Raw genomic sequence first — 18,256 nt, forward strand, 5'->3', positions numbered from 1 at the left:
GACTTGGTGACGTGACTCGTCCACGACCTTCTGTCGGGCCGGCGCTGGCCGGCGCGGTTGACCTCTCGGCACTCAAGCAGCGACCCGCGGCGGGCGGCGGCAGCGGTGGCGGTACAGGCGGTCCCGGCGCTGCCGGAGGCCCGAATGTCACCGAGGTCAACGAAGCGAACTTCGAAGCCGAGGTGCTGGTCCGCTCAGGGCAGGTGCCGGTGGTGGTGCTGCTGTGGTCACCGCGCAGCGATTCCAGCGCCGCGTTGGGGGACGCCCTGGCCGGTCTGGCGGCCGCCGACAACGGCAAATGGTCACTGGCACTGGTCAACGTCGACACCACGCCACGAGTGGCGCAGATGTTCGGCATTCAGGGTGTGCCCACCGTGGTCGCACTGGCCGGGGGACAGCCGATCGCCAGCTTCCAGGGCTCGCAGCCGGCCGACGAACTTCGTCGCTGGGTCGACTCGTTGCTGCAGGCCACCGCAGGCAAGCTGACCGGTTCCGGTGACGACGAGCCCGAGCAGGTCGATCCCGAGCTGGCGGCGGCCCGGACGCACCTGGACAACGGCGACTTCGCCGCCGCAGCGGCGGCCTATCAGGCCATTCTCGATGCTCAGCCCAACCACGCCGAGGCCAAGGGGGCCGTGCGCCAGATCGCCTTCCTGCAGAGGGCGAGCGCACAACGCCCCGACGCGGTGGCCGCGGCCGACGCCGCCCCCGATGACATCGAGGCGGCATTCGCCGCCGCCGACGCCGAGATCCTGGCCCAGAACGTGGCTGCGGCCTTTGACCGGCTGATCGCACTGATCAAGCGCACCGCCGGCGACGACCGGACCAAGGTGCGGACCCGGCTCGTCGAGCTGTTCGACCTGTTCGACCCGGCCGATCCCGAGGTGGTCGCCGGCCGCCGCAACCTCGCCAACGCGCTCTACTAGAGCGCGTCAGGCGGGCTCGAACCACAGCATCGCCAGCGGCGGCAGCACCATCACCGCTGAGGCCGGGCGGCCGTGCCAGGGCTCGTCGGTGGCCTGCACCGCGCCCATGTTCCCGATGCCCGCACCGTTGTAGATCGTTGCGTCGGTGTTGAGCACTTCCCGCCACTCGCCGGCGTGCGGCAGGCCGAGCCGGTACTCGCTGTGCTCACTGCCGGCGAAGTTGACCACGCAGGCCAGCACGGAACCGTCGGCGCCGAACCGCAGGAAGCTCAGCACGTTGTTGGCCGAGTCGTTCGCGTCGATCCATGAATAGCCCTCGGGGCTGGTGTCACGGCTCCACAACGCCGGGTGGCGCGAGTAGATCTCGTTGAGATCCCGCACCAATCGCTGCACACCTCCGGAAAAGCCCTGCTCGTCGAGTTGGAACCAGTCCAGGCCGCGTTCCTCCGACCATTCGGCCCGCTGGCCGAACTCCTGGCCCATGAACAACAACTGCTTGCCCGGGTGGGACCACTGGTAGGCCAGCAGGCTACGCAATCCGGCCGCCTTGGCGTGATCGTCGCCGGGCATCCGGGTCCACAAGGTGCCCTTGCCGTGCACGACCTCGTCGTGACTGATCGGCAGCACGTAATTCTCGCTGAAGGCGTAGAGCATCGAGAACGTCATCTCGTGGTGGTGGTAGCTGCGGTGCACCGGGTCATGGCTGACGTAGTCGAGCGTGTCGTTCATCCAGCCCATGTTCCACTTCATCGAGAACCCAAGGCCGCCAAGGTTGGTCGGCCGGGTGACCCCGGGCCATGAAGTCGACTCCTCGGCGATGGTGACGATTCCCGGGTTGGCCTTGTGCACGGTGGCGTTCATCTCCTGCAGGAACTGCACCGCCTCCAGGTTCTCGCGGCCACCGTAGATGTTGGGTGTCCAACCCCCCTCGGGACGGGAGTAGTCGAGGTAGAGCATCGAGGCGACGGCGTCCACGCGCAGGCCGTCGACGTGGTACTCCTGCAGCCAGTACAACGCGTTGGCGACCAGGAAGTTGCGCACCTCGGGCCGGCCGAAGTCGAAAACGTAAGTGCCCCAGTCGAGCTGTTCGCCGCGGCGTGGGTCGGAATGCTCGTAGAGCGGGGTGCCGTCGAACCGTCCCAGGGCCCAGGCATCTTTGGGGAAGTGGGCAGGCACCCAGTCCACGATCACCCCGATCCCGGCCTGATGCAGGCAATCCACCAGGTGGCGGAAATCGTCAGGCGAACCGAGCCGGGAGGTCGGCGCGTAATAGGACGTGACCTGGTAGCCCCACGAACCGCCGAACGGGTGCTCGGCGACGGGGAGAAGTTCGACGTGGGTGAAGCCTTGTTCCACAACGTATTCGGTGAGCTCGGTGGCCAGCTGCCGGTAGCTGAGCCCTGGGCGCCACGACATCAGGTGCACCTCGTAGGTGCTCATCGGTTCGAACACCGGGTTCTGCGCGGCCCGCCGGGTCATCCAGTCGCTGTCGTTCCAGGTGTAGGCACTGGCGGTCACCCGGGACGCGGTCTGGGGTGGCACCTCGGTGGCGAACGCCATGGGATCGGCGCGGTCGGTGGTGACGCCACCGGCGCCGTGCACCCGGAACTTGTACAGACCGCCGACGGGAAAGCCGGGCCAGAACAGCTCCCACACTCCGGATGAACCCATCACGCGCATCTGCGCCTCGTTGCCGTCCCAGTGGTTGAAGTCACCGATCACGCTGACGCCCTTGGCATTAGGAGCCCACACCGCGAACGAGACGCCTTCGACGATGCCGTCAGGAGTGGTGAAACTGCGCGGATGCGCGCCCAGAATCTCCCAGAGGCGTTCGTGGCGGCCCTCGGCGAACAAGTGGAGGTCCAGTTCGCCGAGCGTAGGGAGGAACCGGTAGGCGTCGGCGGTGGTGTGGGTGAAGATCGTGTCGTCGGCGCCGGGGTAGCCGATCTCCAGGCGGTAATCCGCCAAGTTGGTGAACGGAACGGATACGGCGAAAAGCCCGGAATCGATGTGTTGCATGGGGTACCGGTCACCGCCGATCACCGCCACGACCTTGGCGGCGTGCGGGCGGTAAGCCCGGATCACGGTCCGGTCGCCGTACTCGTGGGCTCCCAGCACCGAATGCGGATCGTGATGTTGCCCGATCACCAGTCGCTGGATGTCGGAGGGGTCGGGCCGCAGATGTAGGTCGGTGAGGTGGTTGCTTCGTGTCATTTCGTTCTCATTCCCTGCGTAGCAAGCCCAGTCGTTGCTCATAGGGTACGAGCGGCATGTTCAACACGTGTGCCACCGCCTTGGCGGGATCGATGCGGACGTAATTCGACTGCCCCCATTGGTATTCCTCGCCGGTGATCTCGTCACGTACCCAGAACCGGTCATGTGATTCCATACCCAGAGCCCCCATGTTCAACCACAACGTGGCTTCCTCGGGGCCGAACGGGTTGAGGGTGACCACCACGAGCACGGTGTCCCCGGTGATCGGGTCGAACTTGCTGTAGGCCAGCAGCGCGTCGTTGTCCACGTGGTGGAAGGTCAGGGTGCGCAGTTGACGTAGGGCCGGGTGCAGGCGCCGGATCTCGTTGAGCCGGGTCACGAATGGCTCAAGAGAACGGCCTTCGGCCAGGGCGGACGCGAAGTCGCGTGGGCGCAGCTCGTACTTCTCGGAGTCGAGATACTCTTCGCTGCCCTCGCGGACGGCCCGGTGCTCGAAGAGCTCGAACCCTGAGTACATGCCCCACGATGGGCTCATCGTGGCGGCCAGTACCGCGCGGATCGCGAACATGCCGGGGCCCCCGTGCTGCAGCGACTCGTGCAGGATGTCGGGGGTGTTCACCCACAGGCTGGGCCGAGCGCTGTCGGCGTTCTCGGTGATCTCATTGCCGAATTCGGTGAGCTCCCATTTGCTGGTGCGCCAGGTGAAGTACGTGTAGGACTGGGTGAAACCGCGCTTGGCCAGGCCGTACAGCCGCGCCGGCCGGGTGAACGCCTCGGACAGGAACAGTACGTCCGGATCCTCGTTCTTGACTTCGGCGATCAACCAGACCCAGAAGTTGGGTGGTTTGGTGTGCGGGTTGTCGACTCGGAACACCTTGACGCCGTGTGAGATCCAGAACCGAACCACCCTCAGCACCTCGTGGTACAGGCCGGCGGGGTCGTTGTCGAAGTTGAGCGGGTAGATGTCCTGGTACTTCTTGGGTGGATTCTCCGCGTAGGCGATGGTGCCGTCGGGCAGCACGGTGAACCACTCCGGATGTGCTGCGGCCCAAGGATGGTCGGGTGCGCACTGCAGCGCCAGATCCAGGGCCACCTCGACGCCCTGCCGGCGCGCGGCGGCCACGAAGGCGTCGAAGTCGTCGATGGTTCCCAGTGCCGGGTGCACGGCGTCGTGGCCGCCCTCGTCGCTCCCGATCGCCCACGGCGACCCCACGTCGTCAGGTGCGGCGGTCACGGCGTTGTTGCGGCCCTTACGGTGCACCTTGCCGATCGGGTGGATCGGTGGCAGATACACGATGTTGAAACCCATGCGGGCGATCCGGGGGAGTTGCTCGGCGGCGGTGGTGAATGTGCCGTGCACCGGATGGCCGGCCTTGTCCCAACCGCCGGTCGAGCGCGGGAACATCTCGTACCAGGACGAGAACCGGGCCAGTGGTCGATCCACCCACACGCCGTATTGCTCACCGCGGGTGACCAATTCGCGCAGCGGATACTGGTCGAGAAGTTCGGTGACCTCGACGGACAGCGCCGCCCCGGCCCGCAGGAACGGATCGCCGGGGGTGCGCAGCGCGGCGGCGGCCTCGATCAGCGGGTCACGCAGTTTGCGGGGCACGCCGGCGGCGGCGCGTTCGAGCAGGCGTGCCCCGACCAGCAGGTCGTTGGACAGCTCGGCCTCGCTCTGACCGGCGCCCAGCTTGGCTTCGACCGCGTGCCGCCAGGTGGCCAGCGGATCGCCCCAGCCGTCCACCCGGTAGGTCCACAGTCCGACGCAGTCGGGTGTGAACTGGCCATGAAAAACATCCGGGACCTCGCCTTGTGACATGGGCAGGGCCTGCGGCTTGATGCGTTGGGCGGGACGTACGACCTCGGCGATCGGTACCGGGACCGTCGCGGTGCCGGGGCCGGTGGCCAGCCGCGGGTAGTCGGCGCCCAGGTAACGCACCACCAAGGTGGCCGCAACCGCATCATGGCCTTCGCGCCACACCGTTGCCCGGACCGGCACGACCTCGCCGACGACGGCTTTTGCCGGGAACTGTCCGCCGAACACCACGGGCGCGACATCGTCGATTCCGATCCGACCGGCCACCCATCCACTCCTCACGTCGTCTCGATCAAGCGGCTGTCTCTCGTTCACTTGCCTTGTCGCGTCTGATACCCACCGTAATGGGCTGCCCAATCTTGTGGGCGCTAAGTGCGGCCTGACCGACGTCTGCGCGGATAACCGCGCGGACAACAGTGTCTGTACGGATTTCGCTCGCCGATGCACGAATCGGAATAGTCAGTAAGGTTGGTTCGCGTGAAAGCCCTCAGAAGGTTCACCGTCCGCGCGCACCTTCCCGAGCGGTTGGCGGCGCTGGAACGGCTGTCGATCAACCTGCGCTGGTCGTGGCACAAACCGACCCAGGACTTGTTTGCTGTCGTCGATGCCGAGCTGTGGGAGCAGACCAAGGGTGACCCGGTGGCGCTGCTGGGCGCGGTCACCCCGCAACGGCTCGACGAACTCGCCGGTGACCAATCGTTCCTGGGCCGGCTCGATGAGTTGGCCGCCGATCTGGACAACTATCTGAGCCGCCCGCTGTGGTACCAGCAGCAGGTCACCGACGGAGTCGAGATGCCGAAGGGCATCGCGTATTTCTCGATGGAGTTCGGTGTTGCCGAGGTATTGCCCAACTATTCGGGTGGCCTGGGCATCCTGGCCGGTGACCACCTGAAATCCGCGTCGGATCTCGGCCTGCCGTTGATCGCCGTGGGTCTGTACTACCGCTCGGGTTACTTCCGGCAGTCGCTGACCGCTGATGGTTGGCAGCATGAGACCTACCCGTCGCTGGACCCGCAGGGGTTGCCGTTGCGACTGCTCACCGATGCCGCAGGGGAACCGGTGCTGGTAACGCTGGCGCTGCCCGACGCCCGTGAGCTGCGGGCCCGGGTGTGGGTCGCGCAGGTGGGCAGGATCCCGCTGTTGCTCCTCGATTCCGATGTGCCGGAGAACGAGCACGAACTGCGTGGTGTCACCGACCGGCTCTATGGCGGCGATCAGGAACATCGCATCAAACAGGAGATCCTGGCCGGCATCGGCGGCGTGCGCGCGATCCGGGCGTTCACCGAGATCGAGAACTTGCCCGCCCCTGAGGTATTCCACATGAACGAGGGCCACGCCGGCTTCCTCGGCGTGGAACGCATCCGCGAATTGGTCGCTGCCGGGCTGGACTTCGACACCGCACTGACCGTGGTGCGGTCGTCGACGGTGTTCACCACCCACACCCCGGTCCCGGCCGGCATCGACCGGTTCCCGGTCGAGATGATCAGGCGTTACTTCGGCAGCCCACCGGGCGGGCCGGCCGACAGCCGTTTGTTGCCCGGTGTGCCGCTGGAGCGGGTGGTCGCGTTCGGCGCCGAGGACGACCCCTCGAAGTTCAACATGGCGCACATGGGTCTGCGGCTGGCGCAACGGGCCAACGGGGTGTCGTTGCTGCACGGCCGCGTCAGCCGGGCCATGTTCAACGAGCTGTGGCCGGGATTCGACCGGGCCGAGGTGCCGATCGGATCGATCACCAACGGGGTGCACGCGCCCACCTGGGCGGCGCCGCAGTGGCTGGCCCTGGGTCGGGAGCTGATCGGTTCGGAGGCCGCCGAGCCGGCGGTGTGGGAGCGGTTGCAGGAGGTCGAACCGGGGCACATGTGGTGGATCCGCTCGCAGCTGCGGGAGACGCTGATCGCCGACGTGCGTGACCGCTTGCGTCGCTCCTGGCTCGAGCGGGGTGCTTCCGAAGCTGAACTGGGCTGGATCGCAACAGCTTTCGATCCATCGGTGCTGACCGTCGGGTTCGCGCGACGGGTGCCGACGTACAAGCGGCTGACGCTGATGCTGCGTGACCCGGAGCGGCTGGAGAAACTGCTCCTCGACGAGAAGCGGCCGGTGCAGTTGATCGTGGCGGGTAAGTCGCACCCGGCCGACGACGGCGGTAAGGCGCTCATCCAGCAGATCGTGCGGTTCGCTGACCGGCCGGAGGTGCGGCACCGCATCGCGTTCCTGCCGGACTACGACATGTCGATGGCGCGCTTGCTGTACTGGGGCTGCGACGTGTGGCTCAACAATCCGCTGCGGCCTTTGGAGGCCTGCGGCACGTCGGGGATGAAGAGTGCGCTCAACGGCGGGCTGAACCTCTCGATCCGGGACGGTTGGTGGGACGAGTGGTACGACGGCGAGAACGGATGGGAGATCCCGACCGCCGACGGCGTCGACGACGAGTCACGGCGCGACGACCTCGAAGCCGCCGCACTCTATGACCTCCTCGAACACGCCGTCACACCGAAGTTCTACGACCGCGACGAGCACGGGGTGCCGACTCGCTGGGTCGAGATGGTGCGCCACACGCTGCAGGTGCTCGGGCCGAAGGTGCTGGCCTCGCGCATGGTGCGGGATTACACCGAGAAGTACTACCTGCCGGCGGCACGGTCGCTGCGCGAGACCGTCGAGGCCACGTCCGGGGAGCCGTTCGGCGCGGCCCGGGAATTGGCCGATTACCGCCGTCGGGCAGAAGATGCCTGGCCGAAGATCCAGATCACCGACGTGGACAGCTACGGCCTGCCGGACACACCACTGCTGGGGTCTTCGCTGACGCTGACCGCCACGGTGCAATTGGCCGGCCTGCGCCCCGACGAGGTCACGGTGCAGGCTGTGCTGGGCCGGGTGGACGCCAGTGACGTGATCCTGAACCCGGTGACTGTGCCGATGGCGCACACCGGTTCGGCCGATGGCGGGACCGAGGTGTTCTCGGCCTCGACACCGCTTCCGGTGGCCGGGCCGGTCGGCTACACCGTCCGGGTGCTGCCGCACCACCGGCTGCTGACCGCCGACAACGAACTCGGCCTGGTGGCGCTGGCTTGAGTAAGGCGCTCAAAGTTCAGCTCGACGGCGGACCGTACGCGCTGGCTGCCGGAAGTGACGGCGCGATGTGGGTGACCCTGGTGCACGGCGGTGCCGTCGCACGGGTTTCGGTCACCGGGGACGTCCGCACTTATCCGGTCGGGGAGGGCTCGCGCCCGTCGATCATCGCGGCCGGTCCGGACGGGGCACTGTGGTTCACCCGGGCCGGTGATGATCGCATCGGCCGGATCACCACGGCGGGTGAGCTGACCTCCTTCGAATTGCCCAGTGGCAGTGCTCCTTTCGGGATCGCCACCGGACCCGACGGTGCGTTGTGGTTCACCATGATGTCATCGGGTGAGATCGGCAGGATCGATACCGACGGTGAGATCACCGCTGCGGCCACCGTGGGCGGAATGCCGTCGATGATCACCAGGGGACCTGACGACGCGCTGTGGTTCACCCTCAACGAGGCCGGCGCGGTTGGCCGGCTGGCCGTCGACGGGACGCTCAAGTTGCGCGAATTGCCTACTGCTGCAGCCGGTCCCGTCGGGATCGCGGCCACTCATGACGATGCGGTGTGGTTCACCGAGATCCGTGCGGACAAGATCGGCCGGATCCCGGTCGACGACGCCATCCAGGAGCTGGACCTGCCCGGCAAACCGCATGCGGTGGTCGCCGACCCGACCGACGGGGTGTGGGTCAGCCTGTGGGGTGCCGATCAGATCGCCCGGATCAGCGGCGACGGGGACGTGGTGACCATCGACTTGCCACCTGGTAGCGAACCGCACGGCTTGGCGATCGGTCCCGACGGCGCCTGCTGGGTGGCGCTCGAGTGTGGGTTCGTCCTGAAAATGCCCACCTGAGTGCGCTGCCGCCGGGGCGGTCGGGTAAGTAGATAGGCGATACGTTTCCGCGGGAAACCGTAACGGGAGGCCGCCTGTGTTGATTCGCTCGTTCGGACTGCTCGCCGCCGTATCGGTGGCTTGCGCGGCATCGGCGACACCGGCCTGGGCCGACCCCGTCGTCGCTCCCGAAGTCGAGGTCGTCGCCGATGCGGTGCCCGTCCCGGGCGAGCCGGCCGCCGACCTCGTCGAGTCCACCCCACCGGCCCACCTCACGACCCCCGATGGCTGGCACCTGACCGTGTCGGCCAGTGACGAGACACGGGCCGCGGTGCCACCGTTGACCACCGCGATCTCGTCCCGCGAATACGTGGTCGGCGGCACCTACCGCGGTTCGATGACCGGCCCGGGCGGCGGTGACGATCTGCGTGGGACGCTGGAGGCCGGCTACCAGATCGGTTGCGGTATCGACATGAGCACCTCCAACGGCGTCGCGCTGACCGGCACCGCAGGCCTCAACGGGTCGATCGGTGTGCTCGGTACCGACGCGATCTCACCCTGGCCGGAGGGCATCCTGCCGGGCGTCGGCGCCAACATCGGCGGCGGTATCACGATCGGTCTCAAACCGGGCATCATCAACCTCATCCCGGTCACCGAGAAGGAATTCAAGGGCACCGAACCCTGGGTGATGATCAGCAACTTCCGGGTGAAGATCGACGGTTGTGTCGGCCAGTCGTTCATCCGGTCCTACGCCGTGCTGACCCGGTCGACCGATGAGTCCGAGGCGGTGCTGGCCTGGTACGGCACCACGAAGGTGGTCTGAGCCGGCGGCTCTCAGGTGAATCGCTTGAGGCAGCGCTGCTCGTCACCGAGGATGCCGACCCGGAAGGCGTCGATGCGCGCGAAGCCCGAGGGCACCGACTCGCCGTTGACGTCACTGGCCGCCAACCCGTTGGTCAGGATGCCCGACACCGCCTCGTCGACGTCACCTGCGGTCAACAGGATGGTGTCCCCGTTGGGCAGGTGCACCGGTTTGATCATCTTGGCCGTGGCCACCCCGGTCAGGCAGGCCGTGCGCAACGCCGCCTCGGCATTGTCGAGCACCAGGCCGCGGGCGTGCTGCAGGGCCAGCATGTAGCGCGAGATCAGCACGGAGAAGGCGGTGTTGTCACCGCCGGCCAGGTCGCCGACGTCGACTTCCTCGGACGGCGCTGCCAGGGCCTGCATTTCGGCCAGGTCGATCACGATGGTGTTGGTGTCGGGGCAGTAGGACGCCGGCGGGCTGGGCCGGGCACTCGGACAATCCACCGCCGCGTCGGGCCGGAAGTCGAGCCGCGGGGGATCGGCGGGTTTGAAGACGATGTTGAGCGCATCCACCATCGAGCGCACCCAGCGCTCGGTGATGTCGAGGTCGCCACTTTGGTCCTCGGGCAGCAGGACCGGAAGCTCACCGCGCCGCTGATTGATCTCCTTGACGTCGATGGCGGCACAGGCCGCCGGGCCGTCGGTGAAGCCGAACTGGAACGCCGAGATCCGTTCGAACGCTGACCCGTGCTCGTCGATGCCGACCTGGGCCTCGGCTTCGGTGAGCAGCGGATCCCGGAACGCGATCACCGCGGCCAGCAGCTTGTTGAGGCCGTCGGCGGTGCTGAGTGTGAACCGCGGGGAATCGCCCTGGGCCACCCATCGCAGGTAAGTGCCTGCCAGACAGTCGGCCTGCTGTTCGGCCACCAACGTCGGTGTAGTGCGGTTGATCAGTCCGGCCTGCTGCTGGATGGCATGCCCGTACTCATGGGCGAGCACCATGACGGCGCCCATGTCGCCGTTCTGCTGACGCAGGCCGGGTATCAGCACACCCCGGTCCCAGCCGATGGTCCGATCCGGTTTGCAGAACGCGGCGTTGACCAGACCGTACGTGTCCATCCCGCAGAACCGTCCGTCGAAACTCTCGGCGTCCCACGAGATCAGCGCGCGTACCGGTTGGAACTGGCCGTCGAACGCCTCGGAGTAGGCCTCCGACCAGAACTCCTCGAGATCACTGACGGCACTGGCCGCCAGATTGTCGGCCTTGCCGCCGTCGGTGTTGGCGACCTGGCGTGAGGGCGGCTGGGCATTGGGCCGCAGCCCGCTGGAGCCATCGGTGGCGGGCATGCCGGCGACGGAGAAGGGATCGGCGAACACCGACACCGCCGTACCGTCGACCATCGACGAGCATGCCGCGAGCGGCAACGCCGCGAACACCGTCAAGACGATGCCGATCAGGGTGCGTCGGCTCATCATCGCTGCCTTCCGGTGCACTCTGGCGGCTGACTGTCCGCGCGGTTATGCCGCACACACTAGTTAACTCGGGCGGGCGCCGGGGTCGATTGTCAGCCCGCGCCCCGAAGCCGCTTCAATGACTGACGCACCCGGTCAGCGTCGGTGGTGGACCAGAACGGCGGCAGTGACGAACGCAGGTATCCGCCGTAGCGGGCGGTGGCCAGCCGGGAGTCCAGCACCGCGATCACCCCGCGATCGTCGGTGTGGCGCAACAGGCGGCCGGTGCCCTGGGCCAGCAGGAGTGCGGCGTGATTGGCGGCGATGGCCATGAAGCCGTTGCCACCGTGCGTGCTGATCGCCCGTTGCCGTGCGGTCAACAACGGATCGTCCGGGCGTGGGAACGGAATGCGGTCGATCAGCACCAACGACAGGGACGGCCCCGGAACGTCCACGCCCTGCCACAGCGACAGGGTGCCGAACAGCGACGTCTCGGGATCGTCGGAAAACTGTTGCACCAAAGCCGAAGTCGTGTCTTCACCTTGACAGAGCACCGGGGTGGACAGCCGCTCGCGCATGACCTCCGCGGCGGCCTTGGCCGCGCGCATCGACGAGAACAAGCCGAGGGTGCGCCCGCCGGCCGCGGTGATCAGCCCCTCGATCTCGTCCAGGGTGCGGGCATCGGTGCCGTCGCGGCCGGGCGGCGGTAAATGCTTGGCCACGTACAGGATTGCGGATTTGGCGTGGTCGAACGGTGAGCCCACGTCGAGACCGCGCCAGCCCGGTTTGGCGGGCGCGCCGGCGTCGGCGTCGGAGAAGCCGCCCAGCCCCCAATTGCGCGCCATGGCATCGAAGTTGCCGCCAAGGGTCAGCGTCGCCGAGGTCAACACCGCCGTGGTGTTGGCGAACAGTCTGGTGCGCAGCAGGCCTGACACCGACATCGGAGCCACCCTCAGGATCACCCGGGTGGCGTTCGCGCTTTCTTCCCGCGCCACCCACACCACATCGACGCGGTCGGGGATCGGCGGGACGAATGAGGTCAGGATTCGGGTGGCGGTGTCGCTGACATCGTTGAGTGCGGTGACGGCCTCGGTGCGGGCCGAGGCCGCCTGTGGGTCGCTGGGGGTGGTGTCGATCGCGGTGCGCGCCGCGTTGGCGGCGTCACGCAAAGCGGTCAGGTAGACGCCCAGCTCCTCGTCGAGCACGTCGATGCGGCCGGCGTCGAGTTCGTGCAGCAGCGAGGAGAGTGTCGCGACGGCGGCCTCGAAGCGTTGCGCGAGTTCGTCATCCACCAATCGCGCCATCCTGCGGTGCGCGACCGCCATGGACGTAGCCGACAGTTCGGCGGTGGCCACCCCGGTGACCCGGTCGGCCAGTTCGTGGGCCTCGTCGACGACCAGCAGCTCGTACTCGGGTAATACGGAGAAGTCGGAGAGCGCGTCGATGGCCAGCAGCGCGTGATTGGTGACGACGACGTCGGCGGCACCGGCCTTCTCCCGCGCCCGCTCGGCGAAGCAGTCGGTCCCGAACTGGCAGCGCGACACCCCGATGCACTCGCGGGCCGACACGCTCACCTGAGACCAGGACCGGTCGGGCACACCGGGAGTCAGCTCGTCGCGATCACCGGTCTCGGTGTCCGAGGACCATTCGGTCAGCCGCTGCACATCGCGGCCCATGGCGCTGAGCGCCATGGGTGAGAACAGTTCGTCCTGCGGGCGATCGGCGGGCTCCTCGGCTGCGCCGTTGTGAATTTTGTTGAGGCACAGATAGTTTCCCCGCCCCTTCAGCAACGCGAACGTGGGTTTGCGGGGCAGCGCATCGGCCAGTGAGTTCACCAGCCGGGGCAGATCGCGATCCACGAGTTGACGTTGCAGCGCAATGGTGGCCGTCGAGACCACCACAGGTTGCTCGGTCTGCAGGGCACGGGCGATCGACGGCACCAGGTAGGCCAGCGACTTGCCGGTGCCGGTCCCGGCCTGCACGGCCAGATGTTCACCGGACTCGAAGGCGTGGGCGACTGCCTCGGCCATCTCCACCTGGCCCGGACGGCTGGCACCGCCGAGCCCTTTCACCGCGATCTTGAGCAGATTGGTCACCACGTTGGCCACCTCGCGGGATGGCTTCGATTTGGTCGTCATGGTTTGGGCGGCACGACCCGGGTGGGGATGGCCGGCTCGCCGCGGGACAGCTTCAGCCCGTCCCACGGCAGGCTGTGCAGCCCTGAAGCGACCCGCGCCCGCGCGGTGGCCAGGTTGGCGGCGGGGTGGTGCCCTTCGACCGGGACGCCGCCGGTCACCAGCGGCACGGTAAGCCGGCGGGTGGTGAGTCCCGAGGTCTCCGGCAGCTCCTGGCCGTAGGGGTAGACCACCTCCTCGACGATCGTGCCCGAAGCCTTGGCGAGGCGGACCGCCTGCTTGCGGCCGCCGTGGGACTCCTTGTGACTGCTGCGCTTGGCCACCGGCATCCCGTCGACTTCCACCAGCTTGTAGACCATGCCCGCGGTCGGTGCGCCCGATCCGGTGACCACCGAGGTGCCTACCCCGTAGCTGTCGACGGGCTCGGCGCGCAGGGCGGCGATCGCGAACTCGTCGAGATCGCCGGAGACCACGATCTGCGTGTTCGGGGCACCGAGGTCGTCGAGTTGCTGGCGCACCTGACGGGCCAGCACACCCAGATCCCCGGAATCGATGCGCACCGCGCCCAACTGCGGGCCGGCCGCCGCGATCGCGTTGGCCACGCCGGCGGTGATGTCGTAGGTATCCACCAGCAGCGTGGTGTCGACGCCCAGTGCCGCGACCTGCCCGCGGAAGGCGGCCTGCTCGTCGGGGCCGGACTCGGTGGTGTGCAGCAGGGTGTAGGCGTGTGCCGCGGTGCCCAGGGCGGGCACACCGTAACGCTGCTGGGCGGCCAGGTTCGACGATCCGGTGAAGCCGGCCAGGTAGGCGGCGCGGGCCGCGGCCACGGCGGCCAACTCGTGGGTGCGCCGTGAGCCCATCTCGATCATCGGCCGGCCCGCCGCTGCGCTGGCCATCCGGGCTGCCGCCGACGCGATCGCCGTGTCGTGGTTGAGGATTGACAACACCAGGGTCTCCAGCACCACGCATTCGGCGAAACTGCCGTGTACCGACAGCACCGGGGAACCCGGGAAGTAGAGCTCGCCCTCGGCGTAGCCGTCGATGTCGCCGCTGAACCGGTAGTTCGACAGGAAATCCAATGTCTCCGAGTCCAGGAACTCCGCGAGCGCAGCGAGTTCGTGGGCTGCGAAGGTGAACTCCGCCAACGCTTCCACAAACCGCCCGGTGCCCGCGACCACACCATAACGGCGCCCTTCGGGCAGCCGGCGGGCGAAGACCTCGAACGTGGTGCGGCGGTGCGCCGTGCCGTCACGTAACGCGGCGGCAAGCATCGTCAGCTCGTATTTGTCGGTGAGCAACGCGACGGTCACACCAGCAACCGTAGCTGTTCGCGGCTGCTTCAATAGGGCGGCACCCCTGCCGGTATTGTGGGCCCATGGTTACACCGGCGAAGGCCCGACCGGGGACCCGCGAAGAGCGCAGTGTGGGTGGGTCGCCCCGGGAAGATTCAGCCACCGAAAGTCCGTGGGTGACCATCGTCTGGGACGATCCGGTCAACCTGATGACCTATGTCACCTACGTTTTCCAGAAGCTGTTCGGATACAGCGAGCCGCACGCCACCAAACTCATGCTGCAGGTGCACAACGAAGGCAAGGCCGTGGTGTCGGCAGGCAGCCGTGAGTCGATGGAGACCGACGTGTCCAAACTGCACGCCGCAGGCTTGTGGGCGACCATGCAACAGGACCGCTGAACGACTGTGCGGAAATGGAAACGGGTCGAGACCGCCGACGGCCTGCGGTTGCGGTCGGCGCTGGAAGCCCACGAGGCCGCACTGCTGTCCAGCCTGGGCACCTCGATGCTCGGCATGCTCGACGAACGCGGATCTTCCGGGCCCACAGACGAACTCGAGATGATCACCGGCATGAAGACCGGCAACCCGCAGCCGCCCGAGGACGCCACCATGAAGCGGCTGCTGCCGGATTTCTACCGGCCGCAGACCGAGCACCCGGCAGGTTCGGGCACCGCCGAGAGTCTCAACAGTGCGCTGCGCGGGTTACACGAGCCCGCCATCATCGATGCCAAACGTGAAGCGGCCCAACGCTTGTTGGACACCATCCCGAGTGGCGGCGGCAAGTTCGAGCTGACCGAACAGGATGCCGAGGCATGGGCGGCTGCCGTCAACGACATCCGGTTGGCGTTGGGCACCATGCTCGACATCGGACCACAGGGGCCCGAGCAGTTGCCCACCGAACATCCGATGGCCGGGCACGTCGACGTCTACCAGTGGCTGACCGTGCTGCAGGAGTACCTCGTCCTCGGCCTCATGGGGAGATAGGTCTGATGGGTTCGATCACCGACGTCGGCGGCATCCTCGTCGGCCACCACCACCGCATCGACCCGGACGCGACCCTGGGTTCGGGGTGGGCGACGGGATCGACCGTGGTGCTGGCCCCGCCGGGCACCGTCGGCGCTGTCGACGGCCGTGGCGGAGCGCCCGGCACCCGCGAGACGGATCTGCTCGACCCGATCAACACCGTGCGCCACGTCGACGCCGTCGTGCTGACCGGCGGCAGCGCGTACGGGCTGGCCGCCGCCGACGGGGTGATGACCTGGCTTGAGGAGCAGGGCCGCGGAGTGGCGATGGACGGCGGCGTGGTGCCGATCGTGCCTGCCGCGGTGATCTTCGACCTGCCCGTGGGTGGCTGGGCCAACCGGCCGACGGCCGAGTTCGGCTACACAGCTGCCGCGGCGGCGTCCACCGAGTTCGCGTTGGGCACTGTCGGCGGCGGGGTCGGCGCGCGCGCCGGAGTGCTCAAGGGGGGTGTCGGCACGGCCTCGGTGACCCTGGACTGCGGGGTGACCGTTGGTGCCCTGGTAGTGCTCAACGCGGCCGGCGACGTGGCAGACCCGGCCACCGGACTGCCCTGGATGGCATCGCTGATAGAGGAGTTCGGGCTCGTCACGCCACCGGCTGACCAGCTCGCCGCCTACGCCGACCGTCACCGGGAGCTGGGGCCGCTGAACACCACCATCGCGGTGGTCGCCACCGACGCCGAGCTCAGCCCAGCCGGGTGCCGCCGGGTGGCCGTCGCCGCGCACGACGGGCTGGCCAGGACCATCTCCCCGTGTCACACCCCGCTGGATGGCGATACGGTGTTTGCGCTGGCGACCGGCGCGGTGACCGTCGAGCCGGACGAAAACACCCCGGTGGCGATGTCGCCGGAAACGGCGCTGGTGACCCGGGTCGGGGCGGCCGCGGCTGATGTCCTGGCCCGCGCCGTCATGGTCGGGTTGCTGGCCGCCGAGCCGGTGGCCGGAATACCGACCTACCGGGACATGTTGCCGGGAGCGTTCGCAGTGAAGGAAAGCTGATGGGAGTGATCAAGTGCTGGTGATCCGCCGGGATCTCGTCGAGGCGATGGTGGCGCATGCCCGCGCCGACCACCCCGACGAGGCGTGTGGGGTGATCGCCGGGCCAGAGGGCTCTGACCGGCCCGAGCGCTTCATTCAGATGGTCAACGCCGAACGTTCCCCGACCTTCTACCGGTTCGACTCGGGGGAGCAGCTCAAAGTGTGGCGCGCGATGGATGACTCGGATGAGGTGCCGGTGGTCATCTACCACTCGCACACCGCGACCGAGGCCTACCCGAGCCGCACGGACATCTCTTACGCCTCCGAACCGGACGCGCACTATGTGCTCGTCTCCACGCGGGACCCGCAGGAGCACGAGCTGCGCAGCTACCGGATTCTCGACGGCGTCGTCACCGAAGAACCCGTCACTATCGTTGAGCAGTACAGCTAAGGAGCTTTTGACATGGCAGTCACCGTTTCGATCCCGACCATCCTGCGTCCGCACACCGACGGGCAGAAGCGCGTCAGTGCTTCCGGCGACACCCTGCAGGCGGTGATCGCCGACCTGGAGGCCAACTACTCGGGCATCTCGGACCGGCTCGTGGATAACGGCAAGCTGCACCGCTTCGTCAACATCTATGTCAACGACGAGGACGTGCGCTTCTCCGGTGGACTGGACACCGCGATCGCCGACGGCGACTCGGTGACGATCCTGCCTGCCGTCGCGGGCGGAGCCTGACGCTCCATGACCAGATACGACTCGCTGCTGCAGGCCCTCGGCAACACGCCGCTGGTCGGGCTGCAGCACCTGTCGCCTCGGTGGGAGGACGGTCCGGACGGGCCACATGTGCGGTTGTGGGCCAAGCTCGAGGACCGCAACCCCACCGGCTCGATCAAAGACCGCCCCGCGCTGCGCATGATCGAACAGGCCGAGCGGGACGGCCTGTTGAGCCCGGGCGCCACGATCCTGGAGCCGACGAGCGGCAACACCGGGATCTCGCTGGCCATGGCCGCAATGCTCAAGGGCTACAACATGATCTGCGTGATGCCCGAGAACACCTCCGTCGAACGACGCCAGATTCTTCGAGCTCTATGGTGCGAAGATCATCTTCAGCCCGGCCGAGGGCGGTTCCAATACCGCGGTCGCCACCGCGAAAGAGCTTGCGGCCCAGAACCCGTCGTGGGTGATGCTCTACCAGTACGGCAACCAGGCCAACTCGGACGCGCACTATTACGGCACCGGCCCGGAGCTGCTGGCCGACCTGCCCGAGATCACCCACTTCGTCGCGGGCCTCGGCACCACCGGCACCCTGATGGGCACGGGACGCTTCCTGCGCGAGCACGTGCCCGGTGTGCAGATCGTGGCGGCCGAACCGCGCTACGGCGAAGGTGTGTACGCACTGCGCAACATCGACGAAGGGTTCATCCCCGAGCTGTATGACCCGGACGTGCTGACCACCCGGTTCTCGGTGGGCTCGTATGACGCGGTCAAACGCACCCGGGACCTGGTGACCCGCGAAGGGATCTTCGCCGGCATCTCCACCGGCGCGGTGCTGCACGCGGCGCTGGGCATGGGGGCCAAGGCGATCAAGACCGGTGAGCGCGCCGACATCGCGTTCGTGGTCGCCGACGCCGGCTGGAAGTATCTGTCCACCGGTGCCTACGCCGGTAGCCTTGATGACGCAGAGGATGCGTTGGAAGGGCAGCTATGGGCGTGAGCGG

14 protein-coding genes and 1 pseudogene are annotated in these 18,256 nt (G+C 67.6%); 10 read left to right on the forward strand and 5 right to left on the reverse strand.

The genetic code is table 11. From position 1 onward, the window contains the following. The first annotated feature begins 11 nt into the window (after positions 1–11). Complete coding sequence (locus tag K6L26_RS10535) at positions 12–926, forward strand: tetratricopeptide repeat protein (RefSeq protein WP_221853097.1); 915 nt, start codon at positions 12–14, stop codon at positions 924–926. A gap of 6 nt (positions 927–932) precedes the next feature. Here K6L26_RS10535 and glgB read toward each other — a convergent pair whose 3' ends face one another. Both glgB and K6L26_RS10545 read right to left on the reverse strand, forming a co-directional pair. Then, positions 933–3,140, reverse strand: a complete 2,208-nt coding sequence (gene glgB, locus K6L26_RS10540) for a 1,4-alpha-glucan branching protein GlgB (RefSeq protein ID WP_221853098.1) — start codon at positions 3,138–3,140, stop codon at positions 933–935. Positions 3,141–3,147: 7 nt separating this feature from the next. Further along, complete coding sequence (locus K6L26_RS10545) at positions 3,148–5,226, reverse strand: alpha-1,4-glucan--maltose-1-phosphate maltosyltransferase (protein WP_019343280.1); 2,079 nt, start codon at positions 5,224–5,226, stop codon at positions 3,148–3,150. 210 nt (positions 5,227–5,436) lie between these two features. Between K6L26_RS10545 and K6L26_RS10550 the strand changes: the two genes are divergently transcribed. The 3 genes from K6L26_RS10550 (at position 5,437) to K6L26_RS10560 (ending at position 9,675) form a co-directional block, all read left to right on the forward strand. Beyond that, a complete protein-coding gene (locus tag K6L26_RS10550) occupies positions 5,437–8,028 on the forward strand; it encodes a glycosyltransferase family 1 protein (protein WP_036393090.1) in 2,592 nt (863 codons plus the stop codon). Next, on the forward strand, positions 8,025–8,873 hold the full coding sequence (locus tag K6L26_RS10555) for a Vgb family protein (RefSeq protein ID WP_221853099.1): 849 nt from the start codon (positions 8,025–8,027) through the stop codon (positions 8,871–8,873). Before K6L26_RS10550 ends, K6L26_RS10555 begins: the two co-directional genes overlap by 4 nt. A 76-nt stretch (positions 8,874–8,949) precedes the next feature. Then, positions 8,950–9,675: an MspA family porin gene (locus tag K6L26_RS10560; RefSeq protein ID WP_019343283.1), complete on the forward strand. Its 726-nt coding sequence runs from the start codon at positions 8,950–8,952 to the stop codon at positions 9,673–9,675. An 11-nt stretch (positions 9,676–9,686) separates the two neighbouring features. On the opposite strand, the gene K6L26_RS10565 is transcribed toward K6L26_RS10560, so the two are convergent. The 3 genes from K6L26_RS10565 to K6L26_RS10575 form a co-directional block, all read right to left on the reverse strand. Next, positions 9,687–11,129 carry a neutral zinc metallopeptidase gene (locus K6L26_RS10565; protein WP_221853100.1) on the reverse strand — a complete coding sequence of 481 codons (1,443 nt, stop codon included), beginning with the start codon at positions 11,127–11,129 and terminating at the stop codon, positions 9,687–9,689. A gap of 92 nt (positions 11,130–11,221) precedes the next feature. Beyond that, positions 11,222–13,246 carry an ATP-dependent DNA helicase gene (locus tag K6L26_RS10570; protein ID WP_221853101.1) on the reverse strand — a complete coding sequence of 675 codons (2,025 nt, stop codon included), beginning with the start codon at positions 13,244–13,246 and terminating at the stop codon, positions 11,222–11,224. Next, complete coding sequence (locus K6L26_RS10575; protein ID WP_221853102.1) at positions 13,243–14,553, reverse strand: nicotinate phosphoribosyltransferase; 1,311 nt, start codon at positions 14,551–14,553, stop codon at positions 13,243–13,245. Before K6L26_RS10575 ends, K6L26_RS10570 begins: the two co-directional genes overlap by 4 nt. A gap of 65 nt (positions 14,554–14,618) precedes the next feature. Between K6L26_RS10575 and clpS the strand changes: the two genes are divergently transcribed. The 6 genes and pseudogenes from clpS (at position 14,619) to K6L26_RS10605 (ending at position 18,252) form a co-directional block, all read left to right on the forward strand. Next, positions 14,619–14,933, forward strand: a complete 315-nt coding sequence (gene clpS / locus K6L26_RS10580) for an ATP-dependent Clp protease adapter ClpS (protein WP_036393102.1) — start codon at positions 14,619–14,621, stop codon at positions 14,931–14,933. Between the two features lie 6 nt (positions 14,934–14,939). Further along, positions 14,940–15,518 carry an oxidative stress transcriptional regulator AosR gene (locus K6L26_RS10585; protein ID WP_019344258.1) on the forward strand — a complete coding sequence of 193 codons (579 nt, stop codon included), beginning with the start codon at positions 14,940–14,942 and terminating at the stop codon, positions 15,516–15,518. Positions 15,519–15,523: 5 nt separating this feature from the next. Then, positions 15,524–16,555, forward strand: a complete 1,032-nt coding sequence (locus K6L26_RS10590; protein ID WP_064895560.1) for a P1 family peptidase — start codon at positions 15,524–15,526, stop codon at positions 16,553–16,555. 13 nt (positions 16,556–16,568) lie between these two features. Further along, complete coding sequence (locus K6L26_RS10595; RefSeq protein WP_019344256.1) at positions 16,569–16,985, forward strand: M67 family metallopeptidase; 417 nt, start codon at positions 16,569–16,571, stop codon at positions 16,983–16,985. 12 nt (positions 16,986–16,997) lie between these two features. Continuing rightward, entirely contained in the window at positions 16,998–17,273 is a 276-nt protein-coding gene (locus tag K6L26_RS10600; RefSeq protein WP_019344255.1) for a MoaD/ThiS family protein, read from the forward strand. A gap of 6 nt (positions 17,274–17,279) precedes the next feature. Further along, positions 17,280–18,252: pseudogene (locus tag K6L26_RS10605) on the forward strand (cysteine synthase). Positions 18,253–18,256 lie beyond the last annotated feature (4 nt).

The organism is Mycobacterium farcinogenes (assembly GCF_019739075.1).
GTDB classification, from domain to species: Bacteria; Actinomycetota; Actinomycetes; order Mycobacteriales; family Mycobacteriaceae; genus Mycobacterium; species Mycobacterium senegalense.

Coding starts and splice junctions, on each gene's coding strand:
- glgB (WP_221853098.1), bottom strand. CDS start 3,140: ATGACACGAAGCAACCACCTCACCGACCTACATCTGCGGCCCGACCCC.
- K6L26_RS10565 (WP_221853100.1), bottom strand. CDS start 11,129: ATGAGCCGACGCACCCTGATCGGCATCGTCTTGACGGTGTTCGCGGCG.
- K6L26_RS10570 (WP_221853101.1), bottom strand. CDS start 13,246: ATGACGACCAAATCGAAGCCATCCCGCGAGGTGGCCAACGTGGTGACC.
- clpS (WP_036393102.1), top strand. CDS start 14,619: ATGGTTACACCGGCGAAGGCCCGACCGGGGACCCGCGAAGAGCGCAGT.
- K6L26_RS10590 (WP_064895560.1), top strand. CDS start 15,524: ATGGGTTCGATCACCGACGTCGGCGGCATCCTCGTCGGCCACCACCAC.
- K6L26_RS10600 (WP_019344255.1), top strand. CDS start 16,998: ATGGCAGTCACCGTTTCGATCCCGACCATCCTGCGTCCGCACACCGAC.